Annotated in this window: 13 protein-coding genes and 1 pseudogene; 7 read left to right on the top strand and 7 right to left on the bottom strand. The window is 64.6% G+C overall.

Going from position 1 to position 17,866, the window contains the following annotated elements:
• Positions 1-113: 113 nt before the first annotated feature.
• Positions 114-815 carry a GIY-YIG nuclease family protein gene (locus G3N18_RS00445; protein WP_196324998.1) on the bottom strand — a complete coding sequence of 234 codons (702 nt, stop codon included), beginning with the start codon at positions 813-815 and terminating at the stop codon, positions 114-116.
• A gap of 326 nt (positions 816-1,141) precedes the next feature.
• Here G3N18_RS00445 and G3N18_RS00440 point away from each other — a divergent pair, with 326 nt between their 5' ends.
• Positions 1,142-4,105, top strand: coding sequence for a PKD domain-containing protein (locus tag G3N18_RS00440; protein WP_196382359.1), 2,964 nt, complete (start codon positions 1,142-1,144; stop codon positions 4,103-4,105).
• A gap of 342 nt (positions 4,106-4,447) precedes the next feature.
• On the opposite strand, the pseudogene G3N18_RS00435 reads toward G3N18_RS00440, so the two are convergent.
• Together G3N18_RS00435 and G3N18_RS00430 are read right to left on the bottom strand one after the other, a co-directional pair.
• Positions 4,448-4,825, bottom strand: a pseudogene (locus tag G3N18_RS00435) (integrase core domain-containing protein); the annotation flags it as partial.
• 626 nt (positions 4,826-5,451) lie between these two features.
• Positions 5,452-5,799 carry a hypothetical protein gene (locus G3N18_RS00430; protein ID WP_196382358.1) on the bottom strand — a complete coding sequence of 116 codons (348 nt, stop codon included), beginning with the start codon at positions 5,797-5,799 and terminating at the stop codon, positions 5,452-5,454.
• A gap of 239 nt (positions 5,800-6,038) precedes the next feature.
• Here G3N18_RS00430 and G3N18_RS00425 point away from each other — a divergent pair, with 239 nt between their 5' ends.
• Genes G3N18_RS00425 through G3N18_RS00410 form a run of 4 tightly spaced genes read left to right on the top strand, consistent with a single transcriptional unit; the run spans position 6,039 to position 8,222 of the window.
• Complete coding sequence (locus G3N18_RS00425) at positions 6,039-6,530, top strand: transporter substrate-binding domain-containing protein (protein WP_206692812.1); 492 nt, start codon at positions 6,039-6,041, stop codon at positions 6,528-6,530.
• A complete protein-coding gene (locus G3N18_RS00420; RefSeq protein WP_338038071.1) occupies positions 6,527-7,498 on the top strand; it encodes a cation diffusion facilitator family transporter in 972 nt (323 codons plus the stop codon). Before G3N18_RS00425 ends, G3N18_RS00420 begins: the two co-directional genes overlap by 4 nt.
• 47 nt (positions 7,499-7,545) lie before the next feature.
• A complete protein-coding gene (locus G3N18_RS00415) occupies positions 7,546-7,788 on the top strand; it encodes a hypothetical protein (protein ID WP_206692811.1) in 243 nt (80 codons plus the stop codon).
• Positions 7,785-8,222 (top strand): PIN domain-containing protein, encoded by a 438-nt coding sequence (locus tag G3N18_RS00410; RefSeq protein ID WP_196382356.1) that lies wholly within the window; start codon positions 7,785-7,787, stop codon positions 8,220-8,222. Before G3N18_RS00415 ends, G3N18_RS00410 begins: the two co-directional genes overlap by 4 nt.
• A gap of 37 nt (positions 8,223-8,259) precedes the next feature.
• Here G3N18_RS00410 and G3N18_RS00405 read toward each other — a convergent pair whose 3' ends face one another.
• The gene (locus G3N18_RS00405; RefSeq protein ID WP_196382355.1) at positions 8,260-8,889 is read right to left on the bottom strand and encodes a hypothetical protein; all 630 of its coding nucleotides are present in this window, start codon (positions 8,887-8,889) and stop codon (positions 8,260-8,262) included.
• Between G3N18_RS00405 and G3N18_RS00400 the strand changes: the two genes are divergently transcribed.
• The gene (locus G3N18_RS00400) at positions 8,890-9,237 is read left to right on the top strand and encodes a hypothetical protein (RefSeq protein ID WP_196382354.1); all 348 of its coding nucleotides are present in this window, start codon (positions 8,890-8,892) and stop codon (positions 9,235-9,237) included.
• A gap of 153 nt (positions 9,238-9,390) precedes the next feature.
• Positions 9,391-10,275 carry a hypothetical protein gene (locus tag G3N18_RS00395; protein ID WP_196382353.1) on the top strand — a complete coding sequence of 295 codons (885 nt, stop codon included), beginning with the start codon at positions 9,391-9,393 and terminating at the stop codon, positions 10,273-10,275.
• Between the two features lie 659 nt (positions 10,276-10,934).
• On the opposite strand, the gene G3N18_RS00390 is transcribed toward G3N18_RS00395, so the two are convergent.
• From G3N18_RS00390 to G3N18_RS16395, 3 genes are all read right to left on the bottom strand, one after another.
• Positions 10,935-14,711, bottom strand: a complete 3,777-nt coding sequence (locus tag G3N18_RS00390) for a YobI family P-loop NTPase (RefSeq protein ID WP_196382352.1) — start codon at positions 14,709-14,711, stop codon at positions 10,935-10,937.
• A gap of 274 nt (positions 14,712-14,985) precedes the next feature.
• Positions 14,986-16,080: a BsuBI/PstI family type II restriction endonuclease gene (locus G3N18_RS00385; RefSeq protein ID WP_196382351.1), complete on the bottom strand. Its 1,095-nt coding sequence runs from the start codon at positions 16,078-16,080 to the stop codon at positions 14,986-14,988.
• On the bottom strand, positions 16,077-17,828 hold the full coding sequence (locus tag G3N18_RS16395; protein WP_196382350.1) for an Eco57I restriction-modification methylase domain-containing protein: 1,752 nt from the start codon (positions 17,826-17,828) through the stop codon (positions 16,077-16,079). Before G3N18_RS16395 ends, G3N18_RS00385 begins: the two co-directional genes overlap by 4 nt.
• Positions 17,829-17,866 lie beyond the last annotated feature (38 nt).

The raw sequence follows: 17,866 nt of genomic DNA, 5'->3' as shown, positions 1-17,866 counted from the left end.
CGGTTTCCCGCGGGTCTCGTGCGAGCGATCTAGTGAGAAGGATCGTAGCGGCCATTTGGGCCCACGTGCCACCTATTGGGAAACGCAAGGTGGTGTCAGACGGCGCGACTGGGCTATCGAGCGAGTCGACTGCGTACGTGAGCCACCTGAGCGGCGCTCAGTGGATCCCACGAGCTACCCCGAGGATGGTCCGGGAATCCTTCGCGGAGTACTCGCCGAACTGCCTTGCCGCCGTCCGTTCGATCGAGTTCGAGGGTGAGTTGGGCGACTGTCACTGTGTCGAACCCGCCGACGTTCGTGATCGGTTCAAGCAATGCGGACTCACGCGTAACAGTTCCCGACGATCGGGAGGCAACCCGGTTCCAGATCTCGTGCGCCCTGAGCACTTCCACTGCCTCGCTCTCGAGCGAGAGGGCATCGGCCCCCGTCTCGCACTCGGCCCACCGAACTTCGACGTCCAGCCATCGGATCGCGTCCTGAGCCCAAATCGACGCTCTCACGGGGTTGCCGGCTCGGACATCCTCGAGATGCTTCTCAACGAAGGCCGCATCTGCGAGTGCGCGGTCAAGCGCGGCTTCACCGAACCCGCTCACGGCGCCCTTGCCGCGGCGGTAGATCGAAAGACGTCCGCGGATACCCTGGCCCCTGCGCTCACCAGCCATTCCCACATAGACGATCAAGCCGTCTCGTTTGCGCATCTGATACACCCCGGGCACCAGTGGTGCGTGCGGTGCGGCGATCTCGAATGACTTCCAATCCGACCACATTGCGAGGGCGTCAACCGCTGCGTATGCAGCTACCCGATCAATCGTCACGGCACCATCATCGCGTGGGCCGCCGACAAGGACAGGAAGGGAACCCGGTGACACCGCGCCTGCGGCGTCGACCACGGGGAACTGATGATGCCCGCCAAGTGCCTTCAGCGCGCACTGCCCGCTTGCGGATCGCATCGAGGATGTCGATTCGCTGAAGTCGGTCCGTGCGGGAATCAGACGTCCCGTGAGTTGACGGATCCATAGGTCGATGCGTCGAAGTGATATATCGCATGAGAACGCTTTAATCTTTCCTGCCGCGTGCAATAGCGTAACGGTCAATCTGATCGCGAATTACTGGGGGCACGGTGCGGTTCAAGCGGATGACGGTGGCGGTTGCGGCTTCGATCGCGCTTGTGTTGGCGGGAGTTCTCCCCGCCAGCGCCGCCGATGAGGCTGAGTCGGGTAGCACGTCGAATGTCGTCGGCGACCCCGAGTACAACGTCCTCGGTGAGACGCCGACGCAGCCGGACGCTCGCGCGCGCATGTCGGTTGCCACGCCTACACGGATCACGTTCTCGGAGAACCCGGTCGGCACCTACGTGCAGAGCCTTTATGTGGCCACCCACGGCGTTCAATTCGGTCCGACTGCTTTCATCGCCACCGACGGAGCTAACCCCACCAGTCCGGTACTCAGCGGTTCTCCCCGATTCCAGGGAGACATCACGGGGACGTTCGTTAACGCCGACGGCCCGTTCACTGTTGATCACTTCAGCGTGGACATCGGCTACTTGGATGCCGCGAACGCGGTCTCGATCCGCGCATTCGACTCCCGCGGCCTGGAACTGGTCACCGTGCCGGTGAGTCTCACGGGCATCGTGACAGTGAACGTGACCCACCCGAATATCGCAGCGTTCCTCGTCTTCACATCCGGGTCCGAGCCTGCAGGCTGGGCGATCGACAACCTGACGTTCACTGCTCCCAGCGGCGACCCGTTGAATGATGCGGGTGCATATGTTGCCCTTGGTGACTCGTATCAGTCGGGAGAGGGCGCAAAGTACGGTCCTGACGGCGCTGAGTTGCCCTATATCAACGACACCGACACGGATACAAATCGCTGTCACCGATCGGTGTGGGCGTACCCGGCGCTGCTCGAGTCGCGCGGGCTCACTCCCGAGCTGAACTTCCGCGCTTGCTCGGGGGCGATCATGAGCGACTTGTCGGTTGGCTATTCTGCCGACCGCCCGCCATACGACGACGGTGTCGCCCAGCTCGACGCCCTGAGTGACGACACCGAGTTGGTGACGGTGGGCATCGTGGGCAACGACCTCAACTTCTCCGGCACGGTCGAGTCGTGCGTGAAGTACTCCATCGCGAACAACATCGACACGGAGAAGCAATACGACTACAGCTGCGCGACCAATCTTGGCTCGGAGGTGGCGGACGGCATCGAGGATCTTCGCGATGGAGCACTCCGCGACCGACTGCTCGGCCTGTACGGCGAGATCCGCGAACGAGCACCGTACGCACGCGTCGTCGTCGTCTCCTATCCGGAGTTCTTCCCCGAGGATGGCCACACCGGCAGCTGCGGGTGGGTCGCACGGCCGTCGGACCAGGCATGGATGAACTATTCGATCCGCAAAGCCGACCGTATCATCGGGGTTCTCGCCGACGAAGCCGGGTTCGAGTACGTCAACATGGATGATGTCCTCCGCGGGCACGAGCAGTGTACCGAGGAAGAGGCTATGAACGGGATCAAGGGTGTGATCTGGGCGACCGACCCCGGTTCTTACCACCCGAACCGACTCGGCCACGAGCTCATGGCCGACCGTATTCAGGGGCAGATCGAACTCGACGAACCGTCGACCCACATCATCGGACCGAACGTCACTCTGACGCAGAAGTTCACCTTCTCGGGGCGCAGGGTCACCGTCAACGTCGGATGGCCGGGCAGCGATGTCGTCACGACCCTGATCTCACCTTCGGGTGTGCGCTACACCCGTGACGACGCACGGGATGCCGCACACACGAACGGGCCGACATGGGAGACCTTCACGATTGAGGACCCCGAGCCCGGCGAGTGGACGATCGAGATGTTCGGCGCTGATGTTGACCCCGAGGGCGAGCCGGTGGACCTCGTAGTCACCGACACTCCGGACTGGAACGCCGAGCCGGTCGCTGACATCAATGTCACCCGGATCGACGACGACACCTACCGCTTCGATGCGACCGGTTCCACCGACGCCGATGGCGAGATCACGGGCTACGAGTGGGACTTCGGTGACAGCGTGACCATGGTCCCGGGCGCCGTCGTCGAGCACACCTTCGCGCCGGGCGACTTCAAGGTCGCGCTGGTGGTCACCGATGACGACGGCGGGCTCGACCTCACCACGACCGAAGGGACCATCACGGTCGCCGAACCGAATCGTGCCTCCGACATCGTCATCCGATCAGGGACGCAGTTCACCAATCAGCTGCAGATCACTGGCGACACCTTCATCGACGGAAACCTGCAATGCAACAGCGCAGCCACGATCGACGGGCGGCTCACGGTGGCTGGCACCCTCCACCTCACCAACGACTGCGCGATCGAAGGCGACGTGATCGCGACCGGAGATGTCACCCTCGACAGCCGGAGCAGCATCACCGGCGACCTCACCTCCGCCGGGTCGATCCAGATGCAGTCCAGCTCCACGGTCACCGGAACCATCGCAGTCACCGGCGCACTCACGATCATCGACGGTGTCAGCGTCGACGCGCTCATCGCGTCGGGACACATCGGGGCCGTCGAGCTCCAACATCCTGTCCTGACTGTCACCGGGCCGGTGCAGGAGGCGACTGAGGTCGCGACGACGACCATGTGGCGGCAGTGGCTGAACACCCTCGCCCGGCAGAGTGGCGCACCGCCGTGGAGCCCAGGCCTTTCTGCCTCGCCCGGTTGCACCATCGCCCCCTGGACAATCAATGCCGCAGACGTGGTGGTCACCGAGTCTCTGGCGATCGACGCGCGCCGCACGGCGACGGGATGCTCGGCCATCCAGATCCAAGGCACATCTCTCACGCTCTCGTCCGACCTGACCCTTTACGTCGACTCGTTCGCCGCCAGCAACGGACTGCGCGTGCGCTCCGCGGATGGCGACGCACACCGGTTGCGAATCATCGTCACCGATGGCGACCCGTCCTGCGCGAACAACACGATCCGCCTCATCGGCGACACGGACATCGACCCGCTCATCAACCTCGACCTGACAACTCCCGGTGGCGTGAACATCCACGGAAACGCGTCGCTGAACGCCCGAATCGATGCCGGCTGCTTCGCGACGAGCGGAAAGGTGAGACTGGGTGTCAGCTGATCCACCGCGCAGCCGGAGTCGGGCGCGCAACGCCCTCCATCTGCTCTGGGTACTCCCTCTCGCCGGGGTGCTGTCGATGTTCCCCATCGCACTCGCATCGTTCAGCCTCTGCGGGATCGGCTGCTACTCACCCGGGTTCATCCGATACGAAGAGTTGCCGCTGGCGGTCCTGATGTGCGCGATCGGCGGACTCATAGTGTTCCTCGCCGTGCAGCTCGTCCCGTGGACACAGCGCGCCTGGACCAGACTGCTCGTCTCCATACCCGCGGGCCTGCTTTGGGGAGGTATCTGGCTCCTGCTCAGCCTCCACGCGTTCGACCCGATGTCGCCCATCTTCGGACGCTAGATGTACTTCCCCGTGACGTTGTGAACGCGGGCTGAGGGGGTCTGGCCGCCGATCCCGGTGTGGGGTCTGTGGTGATTGTAGTGATGCAGCCAGGTCTCGTAGGCCGCGGCTCGCTCTGCTTCGCTGGCGTAGGGCTTGGCGTAGGCCCATTCGGCGGCGAGGGTGCGGTTGAAGCGTTCGACCTTCCCGTTGGTCTGCGGCCGATACGGCTTTGTCCACTTGTGCTTCACACCGTCGCCGAGCGCGTCCGCGAACGCGTGTGACCGGTAGCACGCGCCGTTGTCTGTCATCACGGCGGTGACCGTGACTCCGAGGCTCGCGAAGAACGCGTTCGCGCGGGTCCAGAACTCTGCCGCGGTCTCAAGAGCTTCGTTCCGTATGCCTCAAGGACCCGGCTCGATTCGCACGCCTGAGCGCCGGAGAGCAGTGGGCACTCCATGGCTACTTCGTTCCGGAGCACGACCTCTCTGACAATCATCTTCTCGCCTACCGCCGCGAAGCGGCCGCGGCGGCGACGCTAGCTGGCAACGCCTCGAGCCCGAAGCTCGGCAGTCACCGTCCGGGCGTCGTAGCCAACGGCAGTAGCGATCTTTCGGAACGAGACTCCTTCGGCGTACAGCTCAACCGCACGAGTGAACGCGTGCTCGTTCATCCCCTTTGGTCTCGTGGGCACGCCCGCGCGCTTACGCACGTTCTGGATCGTCCACTCCGTGACACTGAAGTCTCGGGCGATGTCGACAGGGCGATCGCCAGCTTGGTAGCGACGGAGAATCTCGTCGCACTGCGCGGGCTTGAGCTTCGAGAAGGACGTCCGAGCCGGCTGGTCGCTCGCAGGGGTACGCTCGACTCGTTCGGAAGTCGCTCGCTGACGGAGGTCGCGGATTCTCTCCACCTCTGTTCGAGAATTCAAGTAGCGTCCTAGCAGGCGCACACTGTGTTGAGACAGTACTGAGAGAAAGCCCGCGGGAATCCGCGGGCTTTCGCCTTGTCCGGGCCAGTCCTACTCCTCGTCGATCAGCTCGAGCAGCTTGTGCAGTTCGTCGCGGATCTCCGTGTGGCCGTACTGTCCTGCGCGGCTCTCGCCGGAGATGACACCGGAACGGTGGACCCGGGTGAAGTCGCCGAACGGGAAGGAGTAGGCCTCCTTCGTGTGCGGGTCGGCGTCCTTGTCGATCCCCAGGTGCCAGTGGCTGTACTGCGTCCACCCATGATCGTCGATGAAGCGGTTCTCCTGCGCGGCCGTGGGAGCCGCCTCGGACCAGGCATCCCGGTCGTCGCGGACGACCTTCCCCTCGCGGACCAGGGCTCGGGCGTTGCGCAGCGCCGGATGGTTCAGCTCGATCGCCATCATGCGCTCCTCGGGGCGTGCGGGTGCCGGTGCATGTCGCGGCCGTCCGCAGGCCTGCGCATGCTCGTGTTCATCGTGCGGGTATCCATGCCTTCACGGTACGCCGGTCGCGGCGCCGCGGACAGAGTCAGCGCCCACCTTCGGGTGGGTCGCAGGCGCACATCGGATGCCGCTGTCAACCCCCCCGCCGCCGGGCGCGCGGGCGCCGTAGTGTCGGTGCACACGAGCGGAGGAGCGCCATGACGGAGCAGGGCGTGCTGTGGCGCCGCGCGGTGCGGGCAGGGGCCGGGATCCTGGTGGCGCTCGCGCTCACGGGATGCGGCGTCGCGATCCCCGCCGATCCGGACGGGACGCTCGAGACCGTCCGATCCTCCGGTGTGCTGCGGGCCGGAGCGTCGCCGAGCGATGACGTGCTGCGGCTGGAAGACGGCGAGCCGTCGGGTCCGCTCGCAGACCTCGTCGAGGGGTTCGCGCGTCAGCAGGGGGCGTCGGTGGAGTGGACCGTCGGCAGCGAGGAGACGCTGGTCGACCAGCTCGAGCAGGGGGAGCTCGACCTCGTCGCCGGCGGCATGACGGACGCCACGCCCTGGGTCGACCGGGTCTCGGTCACCCGCGGCTACTCCGGGATCGACGGTGCGGACGGCCGCTCGCTGGTGTTCCTGCTGCCGCTGGGGGAGAACGCGCTGCAGTCCGCGCTCGAGGCGTACCTCGACCGCGAGGTGGCGCCGTGACACGGTTCGGGCGTGCCGACCTGCCTCCGGAACAGCAGCGGGCACTGCGCAGCGCGATCCGCTGGGAGGTGTTCACGATCTGCTACACGGGCGTGACCATCGTCCTGATCGCGCTGGTCGTCGGCGGATCGCAGGCGATGAAGACGGCCTGGATCGAGGACATGCTCTCGCTGATCCCGCAGTTCGCCTTTCTCATCGCGCTGCTGTTCATCCGGCATCCGCCTTCGCGAGGGTTCCCGTTCGGTCTGCATCGCGTCATGGGCGTCGGGCATCTCGTCGCAGGCGTCGCACTGCTGGCCGTGGGCGGCAACCTCGCCATCGAATCCGCGGTGGGCCTCATCAGCGGCGAGCATCCCGCCATCGGGACGGTCCGGGTGCTCGGCCATACGATCTGGCTGGGATGGTTCATGGTCGCCGTGATGACGGTCACGATCATCGGGCCGTTCTTCTACGGCAACGCGAAGGCGAAGCTCGCGCCGGTGCTGCACAACAAGGTGCTGTACGCGGATGCCGACATGGCGAAGGCCGACTGGACGACCACGGTCGCCTCGATCGTCGGCGTGCTCGGTGTCGGTCTGGGCTTCTGGTGGCTGGACGGCGCCGCGGCGCTGTTCATCTCGCTCGGCATCATCTGGGACGGCTATCGCAACGCGCGAGCCGCTGTGTTCGACCTCATCGACCAGCGCGCACGCACACACGATGACGCCGAGGTGCACCCGCTCGCCGAGCAGATCGCCCGTTCGCTCGAACGCCAGTCGTGGGTGCGCGAGGCCGGGGTGCGGATGCGCGACATGGGTCAGGTGTTCCACGTCGAGGCGTTCGTCGTGCCGCGACGCGACCGGGTGTCGACCGCGAAGATCGATGCGGCGCGGCGCGCGATCGCGGAGCTGGACTGGAAGATGCAGGACGTGTCGATCGTCGTGGTCACCCGCCTGCCGGAAGAGGTCGCGACCGCGCACGCCGTCTGAGGCGTCCGGATCATCAGCCCGAAACCTGCACATGCTACTGTATGAGCATGAAGACGGAGCGGCTTCAGGTGCTGATCGACACCGTGCAGCGCGAGCGTCTGGAGACGACCGCGGCGGCCCGCGGTGTGTCCGTCGCGCACCTGGTGCGCACGGCGATCGACGTCGTCTACCCGCCCGACAGCGATCGGCGTCGCGCGGCCGCCGCCGCGATCCTCGACGCCGAGCCGATGGACGTGCCGGATGTCGCCGAGCTGCGCGACGAGCTCGACGCGTTGCGAGGGCGTCGGTGATCCTGCTCGACACGACGGTGCTCCTGTACGCCGTCGGGTCGGATCACGCGCTGCGCGCGCCGTGCCGTGCTCTCGTCGCCGCGATCGGCGAGGGCACGGTCGCCGCGACGACGACGGTCGAGGTGCTGCAGGAGTTCGCGCACGTGCGCGCCCGGCGTCGTAGTCGGGAGGATGCCGCGGCGCTCGCCGAGCGGTACGCCGCCCTGCTCGCGCCGTTGATGGTCGTCGATTCGGACGACTTCTCGCGCGGCATGAACGAGTTCCGTCAGCACGAGGCGCTCGGCGCATTCGACGCCGTGCTCGCGGCGGCGGCACTGCGGCGCGAGCACATCACTGCGCTGGTCTCTGCCGATCGGGTGTTCGCGAGCGTTCCGCTACTGCGTCATCTGGACCCCGCGGCATCCGACTTCTCGGCGCAGGTCGGACTGGGGTGAGTCCGCGTCGCGTCATCCTGCGGCGCGTGTGCGTGACTCATTCCCCCGGCAGATCGACGCTGTCGGCGTAGACCAGTCTGCGCTCGCGCAGGGCGAACGCCGCGACGACGGGCGCCCCGAGCGCGTCGGCCTGATGCAGCTCGTACTCGGCGATCCGGATGCGCAGGCGATCGCCCGCCTCCGCCTCGGGCATCCCCACGACGCCCGCCCACTCCGCATCCGCGTAGTCCTCGCGGCGCAGCCGGCCGAGCGTGAGGCGGACGGGCAGTCGCACGGGGTCGTCGACGGCGACCCAGTCCAGGTCGCTGGTGGCACCCGCGGGCAGCCGCTCGACCCAGGCCTCCACGCGCCGCGACGCATCGATGCGACTGGCGGGAGTGGGTAGGGTCACCGCGTGCGCGGCGATCCCGACCGCCCCGCCGAGAGTCACCACGACGGCGCGTCGCGCGGGTTCGAGGACGAACGTGGCCTCCCGCCGTGGCAGCAGCTGCACGAAGTCGGCCTTGACCACCTTCGAGATCTCCTGACCGTCCAGCGAGTGCGGCTGGTATCGCGCGAGCGCGAGCTGCACGAACGGCGTGTAGGCGTCGCCGGGCTCGACCTGCAGATCGCAGAACCACAGCCGACGCTCCGGATCGAACTCGGGCTGATGTCCCACGACGGTCACGTGGTCATCGAGCTCCGACAGCCGGACGCGGCTGCCCACCGCCGTGCGCAGCGGGAACTGGTGGATGTACGGGCCGGAGGCAGCCGCCGCCGTTACCGCAAGCTGGATCTGTCGTTCGACCAGACCTACGTCGGCACTCCCACGACCCGTGGGTTCTCGCACAAGACCATCAAGAACAAGATTGCGCTCGAGCGCAGCACGAACGACTTCGGCAAGATTTCTCCCGGCCCAGTCGACGCGTTCGCGGGGTGGCACGTCAGCAACGGCGAGCGCACCGACTACGCGCGAAACGAAACCGACCAGACCAATCCGAAGGACAAGGGCAATGCCGGAAAGGTCTTTGACTGAGGGTGGGTCGCGAACCTTGCTGTCCGAGTCGACTCCGAGGCCCCCGGCAGCAGGCGGTTCCCCACTCTCGTCGTCGCCGCCAGTCTCAGCATCCCCAACCGCGAGGTTGCGGAAGAGGCTGTTGACCTGCTTCGGTCCGCCGCAATGCTGGGGATGGAGCCCGGAGTCGCCGACGCTGACAAGCAGTACTGGGCCAATAGCGTTCCCGGGCGGTTGCTCAAGCCGGCCCTTGAGACCGGCTTCACTCCATCTACGGAGTATCGGGTAGACAGACTCGGAGTTCGCGGAGGACAGCACGGCGCGCTCGCCGTGGAGGGAGACATGTACTGCCCCTCCACCGAACCTGAACTCCTCTCAGCGACCGTCGACGTTCAGAAGGGCGTCATTGACATCGCGACCTACAAGACGCGCATCAAGAGCCGCAAGGATTTCGCGCTTCACGTGAAAGAGAAGGCGAAGTCGCCCGGGGGAAAGGTGATCCTGAGATGCCCCGCCCTCGGGCCCAGTCCGACAGTCACCTGCCCACCGCGCGAAATGATGCTCTCCGCAGCCAAGAAGGCACGCCCGCACATCGAGCCGGAAACGCTCGAGCAGGAGTTCCTCGACAAGATCTGCACGCAGGACTCCGTGGCATTCGATTTTTCCGCCATGCAGCAGCCGGCACAGGCATTCGACTACGGAACCGACGAGTGGGAAAAGTTCCACCAGCATGCGCGGAACACGGTCGAGTCAGAGAACCAGCAACTGAAGGCATCCGGCGACGAAGACATCGAAACCGCCGGCCGCCGCCGCGTCCGAGGAATGAGCGCTGCGCAGATCATCATCACGCTGCTGCTCGTCAACCACAACATCCGGAAGATCGCCGCGTTCTTGGACGATGAGCAGCGCCGCGAGCGCAAGACAGCGCCACCGGCACCGCTGCGCCGCCGCGAACGCTGGGCGAACAGATACACAAAGACGACCGGAAGCGGAGACATCCGCGTCTACAACACCAAAGTCCTCAAGCGCACCGCGGACCCCCGACCGCTTCGAACGTGACAGCGCACCCTGCACCCTGATTTCACCGCCGCCGAAAGAACGGCATACTCACCCGCTGGACCGGACGACGTCCGGCGACCCAGAAATCGGCACGAACACGTCTCGAAAGCGCGCTCCCGCCGACGTTGAACCCCGGTGAGCATCGGAAAAAACCTCACAGCAACCCGAAACACGAAGGGCCCCTGCGTATATGCAGGGGCCCTTCGTGTTTTCCGACTAGCTCGAGCTGTTTTGCTATCAGTTTTGCCAACAGCCCTCCGGTCGGGATGACAGGATTTGAACCTGCGACCCCTTGACCCCCAGGTAGACGGTTCAGCCCAGTTCCTTGATTTTCCGGGCTTCTCTGCCCCTCAGAAGGCCCTATTTCATGTCATGGATTGCATGGTTTGCATGTATCAGGTCCCGGCCAGGTCCCGGCTCTTGGTAGCCATCCACAGATCGGTCAGAGGTTTACGTGGGGTTTACGTATGGGTCCAGAGCGGGCTCCGCTCTCTATCAGGTGCGCGCTTCAGCGACTCAGGTAAGTCCCTGCAGTGATCGTTGACATCTCGCAGGTTGCTCTCTCGCCTCAGCGAGAGGTCCGAGCGATGACGCCCCTCTGGGATCACTGCATACGTTCTGCAATCGGGACTCACGAAAGGGCCGCAGCGCTTACAGCATTACTGTTGAATCGCCGGCGCGTGTTTCAGATTTGCCTCGAGCTTCGTTCCGTGCCTCAAAGTGGACCCCTCTTTCGCTCCGGTGTGCGTGATCCCCGCTAAGCGGGCGAGCACAGCCCGATGGTCACCGTCGACGTCAAAGCGCACAACCCCACTCCCGCCGACAGCGAGCCGTCGGTAGTCCCCGCCCATCGCGTGCAAGAGCGTCCTCAGTTCGGTTGTTGACAGCCCTTCGCTTTGAGTAGCCGCGAGTTGTATGAGTGCGCGGCGGGCAGCGCCGGAGTGGCGCAGCGCGTCAATCCGCGCGAAGTCAAGTTGTTTGCCTTGCCGTGCAAGCACGTTGGCGACGGCAGTCGCGTCTGTCGCGGTTGCTCCTGTGAGCAGCTCCACGAGTTTCGCTGTTAATGCGTTCCGTGTCTCCGCCGACACCTTGTTGCTAATCAACATGGCAGCGAGGTGACGGGGCGGCATGGTCGTTACGTCTGCGAACTCGGCGAAACTCTGTGAGGCCTGCATGGCGCTCTCCAGGTTGCGCCAGTCCGAGAGCAGTTCGGCAGAGAACGTGTCTGGGACGTCAGCCAGTAGACCTTCGCTGAGGAGGAGACCTACAAGCTCACCATCGTGTGCTCCAACGTGCGTGATCGGGAGCACGCCGGGCTGGAGCGATTTGACGAGTGCGACGCGCGTCGAAGGGTCAGGGAGCGAGTCTTTCGCGGAAAGTAACGTGGCGGCCAGCGCTGTCTTTGCTGCTTGAGTAGTTTCTGCGCTGGTCGTGATCTGTACGCGCTCGGTGAGGAACTCGCCGAGCGTGGCGTCGAGTCCGTGTTCGTTCACGTAGCGGTCGACGTTTTCGAAAGTCTCATCTGTTCGTCTGAATTCCACGAGCGCTGTCCATGCTGATGGCTCGACGCTCTCGAGATTCGGAACGGTGCATGCGTCCGCCGTGGCAGGGACGAACTCGTCGAACCAGTCGTTTCCCGATGATGTGGCTATGTCGTTGAGGACAGCGGTGAACTGGGACGGATCCTTGATCGGCGTAGCTGGCGGGTCGAGCTTCTTGAGCGCGTCGAGGTAGTCGGGAACGTGGCTAAGCATGTGTTCGTAGATCTGCTGGCCTTCCGCCCGTGAGCGCAAGGCATCGAGCGGTACGTCGTCAGCTCCGCCGATCGCTCGCAGGTTCGGTGCAGTTACCGGATAGATGCTCAGCGCTGTCGCTGCGTTGATGGCGGTGTCGTTGAGTGGGGTGAGATCAAAGATTGTTGCGTCGGCTTGTGCGAAGACGGCCATCACGGTTGCTGCGCGCTCGGGGTTCCGTGGAGCGGTAACGGTGGAAAGCTGCGGGTAGTTGGCAGCGAGGAAGTGTCCAGTTTCGGGATCGAGATCATCACGCTCGCCCGAGCCGATGGTGTCGAGGACGGCGTCCACCAGCTGGAGTCGGGAGGCTGGGGCGATGTCCACTTCCGAGGTGGTGAAGTGGAGTGCGTCCTGCCAGGTGGGCGCCATCATCGAGGTGAGAGCGGCGGCCTGGTCACCAGTTGCCCGTTGCAGGAACCGGCTCAGGAAGCTCCGTTCTGCCTCGCCCCACCTTGCAGCTAGATGATCCGCGACCCGCTGTGCAGCCTGAGGTCGGTGCGAGAGGAGGTAGGCAACGATGTCGAGGTTGTAGATGCTCGGATCGTCAAACAGGTCTGCGTCGTCATTATCCGCTTGCTGTTCTGTGAGTACTTGAGCAACGTCCAGTTCGTTCAGCTCATATTCGATGATGGGCGTGCCTGGTTCGATGGCCCTGGAGATGAACTCGGTGGCGTTGAGCCCGACGACTTTGCCGTAGAACGTCGATGCGTACCTTGCGAAGTGTCGCGGAAGGTAACCGTGCGCGATGAGGTCGGCCACGAGGTCGCTCGGTGCGTATTCGTGGACAAGGTCAGCAAAGTTGACGCGGGTGGAAGCAGGCGAGTTGGGAGCTTCTGACGCCGCACCCGCTGAGTGGTTCCCTGCACTGTTTGGGGCTGCGCTTGCTGCTGCAGTAACAGTGAGGTCGGGCCGCACGTGCAGTTCGGCCCAAGTGTGGTGTCTCAGGAATCGGATCTCCGATTCGGTGGACGCGATCGCGTTGTTGAGCTCAACCACATCAGCTGTTCGCCACGAGGCGGGGTCGATCGGCACGTCTAGAAGTTGCGACAGCAGATGGCGTCCTATCGTCGCTGTCTTCGTCTGTCGCTGACTGAATCGATCGGCCTTAGTGAAGAAGGTCAAGGTCAGCTGCTGCCCGTCAGCGATCTGCTGCCATCCTGCCAGGTTCGCCAGGTTGTCGTCGGACAGAGGACCACTGAATTGGACGCGTTCGGGGGCGATGCCTTGCGCGAGTTCGAAGAGTTCAGAGCGCCGCGCGTCCAGCGCATCTGCCGTCCGTCGCAGGCGCAGATCGAGAGCGGCTCCGGATTCGAGCTGGGTTCGTAGTCTGGTGAGTTCGCCGGTGAGGGTTTCAAGGTTCTCATCGACGAGAGTGAGCCATCTGGCGTTGAGGTCATCCAGCGGGCTGGTCTTCAGCCGGATCTTCTCGTAGGTATCGGGACTCGTTGCGCGCACGAGCACGAGGGAGAAGATGATGTCGTGGCTGATGTCGGGCATCGGCGCCCGGGCGGAAGTCATGAGCCGGTCGAGGTGAACTTCGAATTCGTTCCGGATCGACAAGAGTGTCCGCATGTCAGCAACATGTCGCGCCGCGAGCCGAATAAGTGCCGACGAAACCCCCGGGGCACCCTCGCTGGACGCGAGGTGCGGTCGCATCGTGTCCATCATGAGGTCTCGGGCGTTGTCGGCAGTGACGAACGGGACGATGGGGATGATGACGTCGAAGTACTTTGCTCGATTGGCCTTATCGATCTCAAGCGTGGGCGGTGTGTCGATCACGGCCGGCTGGTTCGCTTCGGGATCTCTCGCCGTCTTCTTCGCTCCGATGCGTCCGAGAACGCTGTCCCGGATCGCGTAGACAAAGATCACTCGGCGGCCGATCTGGCGGGAGTTGTTAATGAGGGTATTGAGCGCGCGCAGGGTGTCGAAGACGACGGCATCGTCGAAGCGATCGACGTCCTCGATGAGCACGATGCGGGCCCTGCTGACCTGGAAGAAGTACATGATCTCGTCGAGATACTGATCGAAGTAACTCGACGATGTCGGGGCCAGGCTGACAGTGACTGCTCCGGCTTTCAGACCGGCTTGGAGCGCGTATTTACCAGCGAGCACCCACCACGCCGCGGTAGTGACGAACGTGACCAGCCCAGTGGCGGTGATCCAGAACCACAGCGCGGACCAGCCGACCTCGTCGATCCTCTGCGTGATCACCGGGTGCCACCCTGCAAGGAGCGCTACCACCCACGCGAATCCGACAGCGATAGCCGCCGTGATCGCCACCAACAGCCCCGTGCCCGGGCTGGGCCTAGCAGCGCGAGGGAATCGCGACCGGGGTGTTTGCCCCGGCGGCAGCCGGTACAGAAGCTGTTTAACGAGCTCCTTCTGAATCTGGTTGCTCTTCTCTCTTTCGGCAGGGTTCTGAACCTGAGCAGGAGGGATCAGGTCAGGATCAAGCGTCGAGAGCGAGAGCTCCACGATGTGTCGGCGTCGCCACCATGACCGGCCGAGGGCGCGGAGCACGCTGGACTTCCCCGAACCATAGGAGCCAGTGAGAGCGATGCTGCGCGTGTCCGGGTGACGCACCGCCCGTTCAAGGAGGTCGAGGTAGACCTGGTGATGCAGGCGCTGGTAGTCGGGCGCCAAAGCCTTGAGTGGGATGGTGTTACCGGGCCTCGATGGTCGACGGGGCCGAATCTGTTGCCGCTCGAGGCGTCGAGTGGTAAGAGCGACCCATCTGCGTCTAAACCAGTTGCCGTCACCAACCGGAGTTTGAGACGCGGTCCCATGACCGTCATCAAGCGGCGACGCTGTCGGATCATTCTCGGACATGCGGGCCACTATCCGTGGCACGCTGCAACGAACGAGGAGGCGCGCGCGGCGATGCGACCGGGGCGCGAGGGATTCGTTCGCAGTGCGATCACTTTGAATCGTCCCTGCGGACCCCAGGGATCGCATACCAAGCGAGTTCGTGGTTGGGCTCGTCGGCGAAGTATGCGTAGGTGCCTGCTGCGAGATCCTTCAGGCGCTTTCTCGCAGCAGGGTCGTTGCGCGAGCTGAACGCGGTGAGGAACCGGCATCGCTCGGTGTCAATCCCTTGCAGTTGTGCCCACTCCAGGAAGTCCCGCTTGCGGGCTTCGTTGATTTCCCCGTCGGTGTTGACCGCCTCGATGAACCAGAAGTCGACCGTGCTGTCTGCGACGTCGGCGATCAGCGCGTCGGGAAGAAGACTGGAGACGTTGATGGTCACGCCGAGGTATGAAAGGAGTTTGGCGTCTGCTGTGAGTACCTTGTCGCCTGGCTCGCTGACGGAGACCACGTAGGGGTTGCGTAGTCGAACGGGCGCCCAGTTCTCGATGACGCCTTTGAGAATCAGGGACGCGCGGCCGACTTCGAGAGTCCGCGTGCCGGCATTGTTCGGGAGTGTGACTGTCACGGCGTGGCTCGCTTGTTCGCCTTCGAGCGCAAAACGCACTCGAAGCTTCGCTGCCGGAGTCAGGTGCGCCTCGCGCCACTCCGCGGCGGCGACCCCCATCTCTGATCCGCTCAGTCCGGGCTCGAACAAGTCAGCGAAGTGTGGCTCCATCGTCCAACGCCCAGCGCCGGAGGTCTTCGGAAGATCGAGACGCTCGCGGAGCGCGCCGTGCTCCCGCCACTTACGGAACGTCTCGTCGCGGAGAGTCTCTCGGGAGTTGTCTGCGTATCCCGGAGTGTCTGGAACGCCCCATGACTGCAGGAGGCCGGAGAGCGCCTTCGCCCCTTTCGCTGCTTCATCACGCCATGCGCGCCGGTCCTGGTCGCTGTTCTGTTCCCGCATGATCTCGGACATCCAGGTCACCATGGATGGGCGCGCCCAGAAGAGGCTCTTCGGGTGGTCGGCGACGGCGTCGACGTATATCAACGCGGCAACAGCAGCGCCAGCGAGCGGGCTGGACATGACGGCATCGAACGCCGTGCGCGGGAAGATGACGAGAAGACGTTTGGTGGCCTCTTCGGCCGTGATGACCGGCCTCATTTCGCCGGCTGCTCCTGAAGACCGTATGTCGGGGCAACGGCTCGCTCGAGTTCTTCGTCTGAGAGCATCTCCCATGCCTTGAGCGTCTCGGCATCGGGAAGGGTGATCGACTCGAGCTCGTAGGCGGACAGCGCGACCGAGCCGGAGATGCAACGGACCAGCTTGTCGAGGGTGGGTGTTGAGAGGATTCTGGTCAGCAGGCGGCGACTCAGCATCTGCTCGTCGCCGACCGGCCGGATGATGTTGACGTGGTTTTCAACGACGACACCGCCCGAGACGCGAGCCAAGTCCTCTTCGGTGAGTTCGGCCACGACGAGTCGTTTCGTCTGCTCTGGTGCCGTGGTCCGCTGTACGAGCACTACCGGAGTGGTCAGAAGCATTACGTGTCGATCGCGCTCTGAGTGCAGCGCCAGGTATCTTGTCGAGGCGCGCCTCACGTCGCGGTGCACAGCACCGCCATCGATATCGGCTGCCCACACGATCTGGTGGCGCCCGTTCGCGGGCCGTGCGAAGAGATCGTCCTTTCGCCGGTTCCAGACCAGTGGCCCCGTGCTGACCTTCCAGCCCACGCTCGAGAGCGTGTTGGGAAGCTTCGCGGCAGCAGCCGCCACGGGAGCCAGGTCCGAGCGGCGAGGAAGGATCCAGGGGTTGCCCCCGGTTGGCGAGGCGATCGTCGCGACTTCCTCCACGGCCGAGCCGATCGCTCGTACAGCCACTTTGCGCACACGCCGGCGTGTGAGCGTCGCCAGGCAGGTCTCCTGAAGGACGGAGGTGAATACTCCGGAGCGATCGGCGACGAAGGCCACACTCTCCAGTCGTAGCTGTGACGTCAGATAGACCCGTAGCGGTTCGAAGTAGCGCCCCGCGGTGAACGATGTCGGGACGAGAGCGGAAAGGACACCGTTGGCGTCCAGCGACTCGGCTCCGACAGCCATAAACATCCCGTAAAGGTTCGCGTGTCCATACAGCGACTTCGCGAACCGAGCACGGTCGGCCTCGCTCAGGCGCACGCGCCCATAGGGCGGGTTCATGAGTATCGCGCGTGCGGGTGCTCGATCCGGCGCAAGGCCGTCGCCGACATGCGCGAGGGCCGGCAGCGGCCGCCTGTGGGCCTCTGGAATGCGGGCGAGCGTTGGAAGCATCTCCGCCGCAAGCACAACGTTCGCCACCCACACTGCGGCCGGATCTGAGTCGATACCCTCGATAACAGAGGGCAGACGGTTCAAGACCAGGCGTGGATCGATCGTGGCGCTTGCCGCGAGGTGCTCCCGCAGCGCTGGCAGCAACAGGGCGCCCGCTCCGCAGGCCGGGTCGCGCACGAGGCCCGGCAACTGCATCACTGGCCGCTTCATTTCGAGAGCGGCTTTGGTCATCGACCAGAGTTCCCCCGCCAGCTCGTGCGGAGTGTAGTGACGTCCATGCCGTGCTCGAGTCTCGGACGCAAGCGATTCGACGTATGCGGCGCCAACCTGTTCAGGGGTGAGAAGCGCCCAGTCCGGCTCGAGTGGCGGGGTTTCCCCCAGCACGAGCGGCGGTGTCACGTCGACAGCAAAGTGCACATCCGTCCACTCGTCTGCAAGACCTGCTCGTGTCGCTCGAGCCGACCACCACGCGGGGATGGCCGCCAGCACGGCGGCGGCGACCGGCGTCAGTTCAGCAGCCGGATCCGCTGACCCAACTAGTCCCCGCGACCCGCGAGGACCGAGAGGTCGCGCGAGAAGCTGAGTGACGTTGGCAGGGGTGCTCACGTTCCCAGAGTATCTGGGGCATCCGACACGAGCCAACG

The organism is Microbacterium paulum (assembly GCF_015707995.1).
Taxonomy (GTDB): Bacteria; Actinomycetota; Actinomycetes; order Actinomycetales; family Microbacteriaceae; genus Microbacterium; species Microbacterium paulum.
This window is presented reverse-complemented; position numbering and strand designations above follow the sequence as displayed.

Excerpts from the sequence above, each read along its gene's own strand:
- G3N18_RS00430 (WP_196382358.1), bottom strand. The coding sequence starts at position 5,799 with ATGGCGATCGAGCTGAACCATCCGGCGCTGCGCAACGCCCGAGCCCTG.
- G3N18_RS00385 (WP_196382351.1), bottom strand. The coding sequence starts at position 16,080 with ATGAGGCCGGTCATCACGGCCGAAGAGGCCACCAAACGTCTTCTCGTC.
- G3N18_RS00415 (WP_206692811.1), top strand. The coding sequence starts at position 7,546 with ATGAAGACGGAGCGGCTTCAGGTGCTGATCGACACCGTGCAGCGCGAG.
- G3N18_RS00395 (WP_196382353.1), top strand. The coding sequence starts at position 9,391 with ATGGAGCCCGGAGTCGCCGACGCTGACAAGCAGTACTGGGCCAATAGC.
- G3N18_RS00425 (WP_206692812.1), top strand. The coding sequence starts at position 6,039 with ATGACGGAGCAGGGCGTGCTGTGGCGCCGCGCGGTGCGGGCAGGGGCC.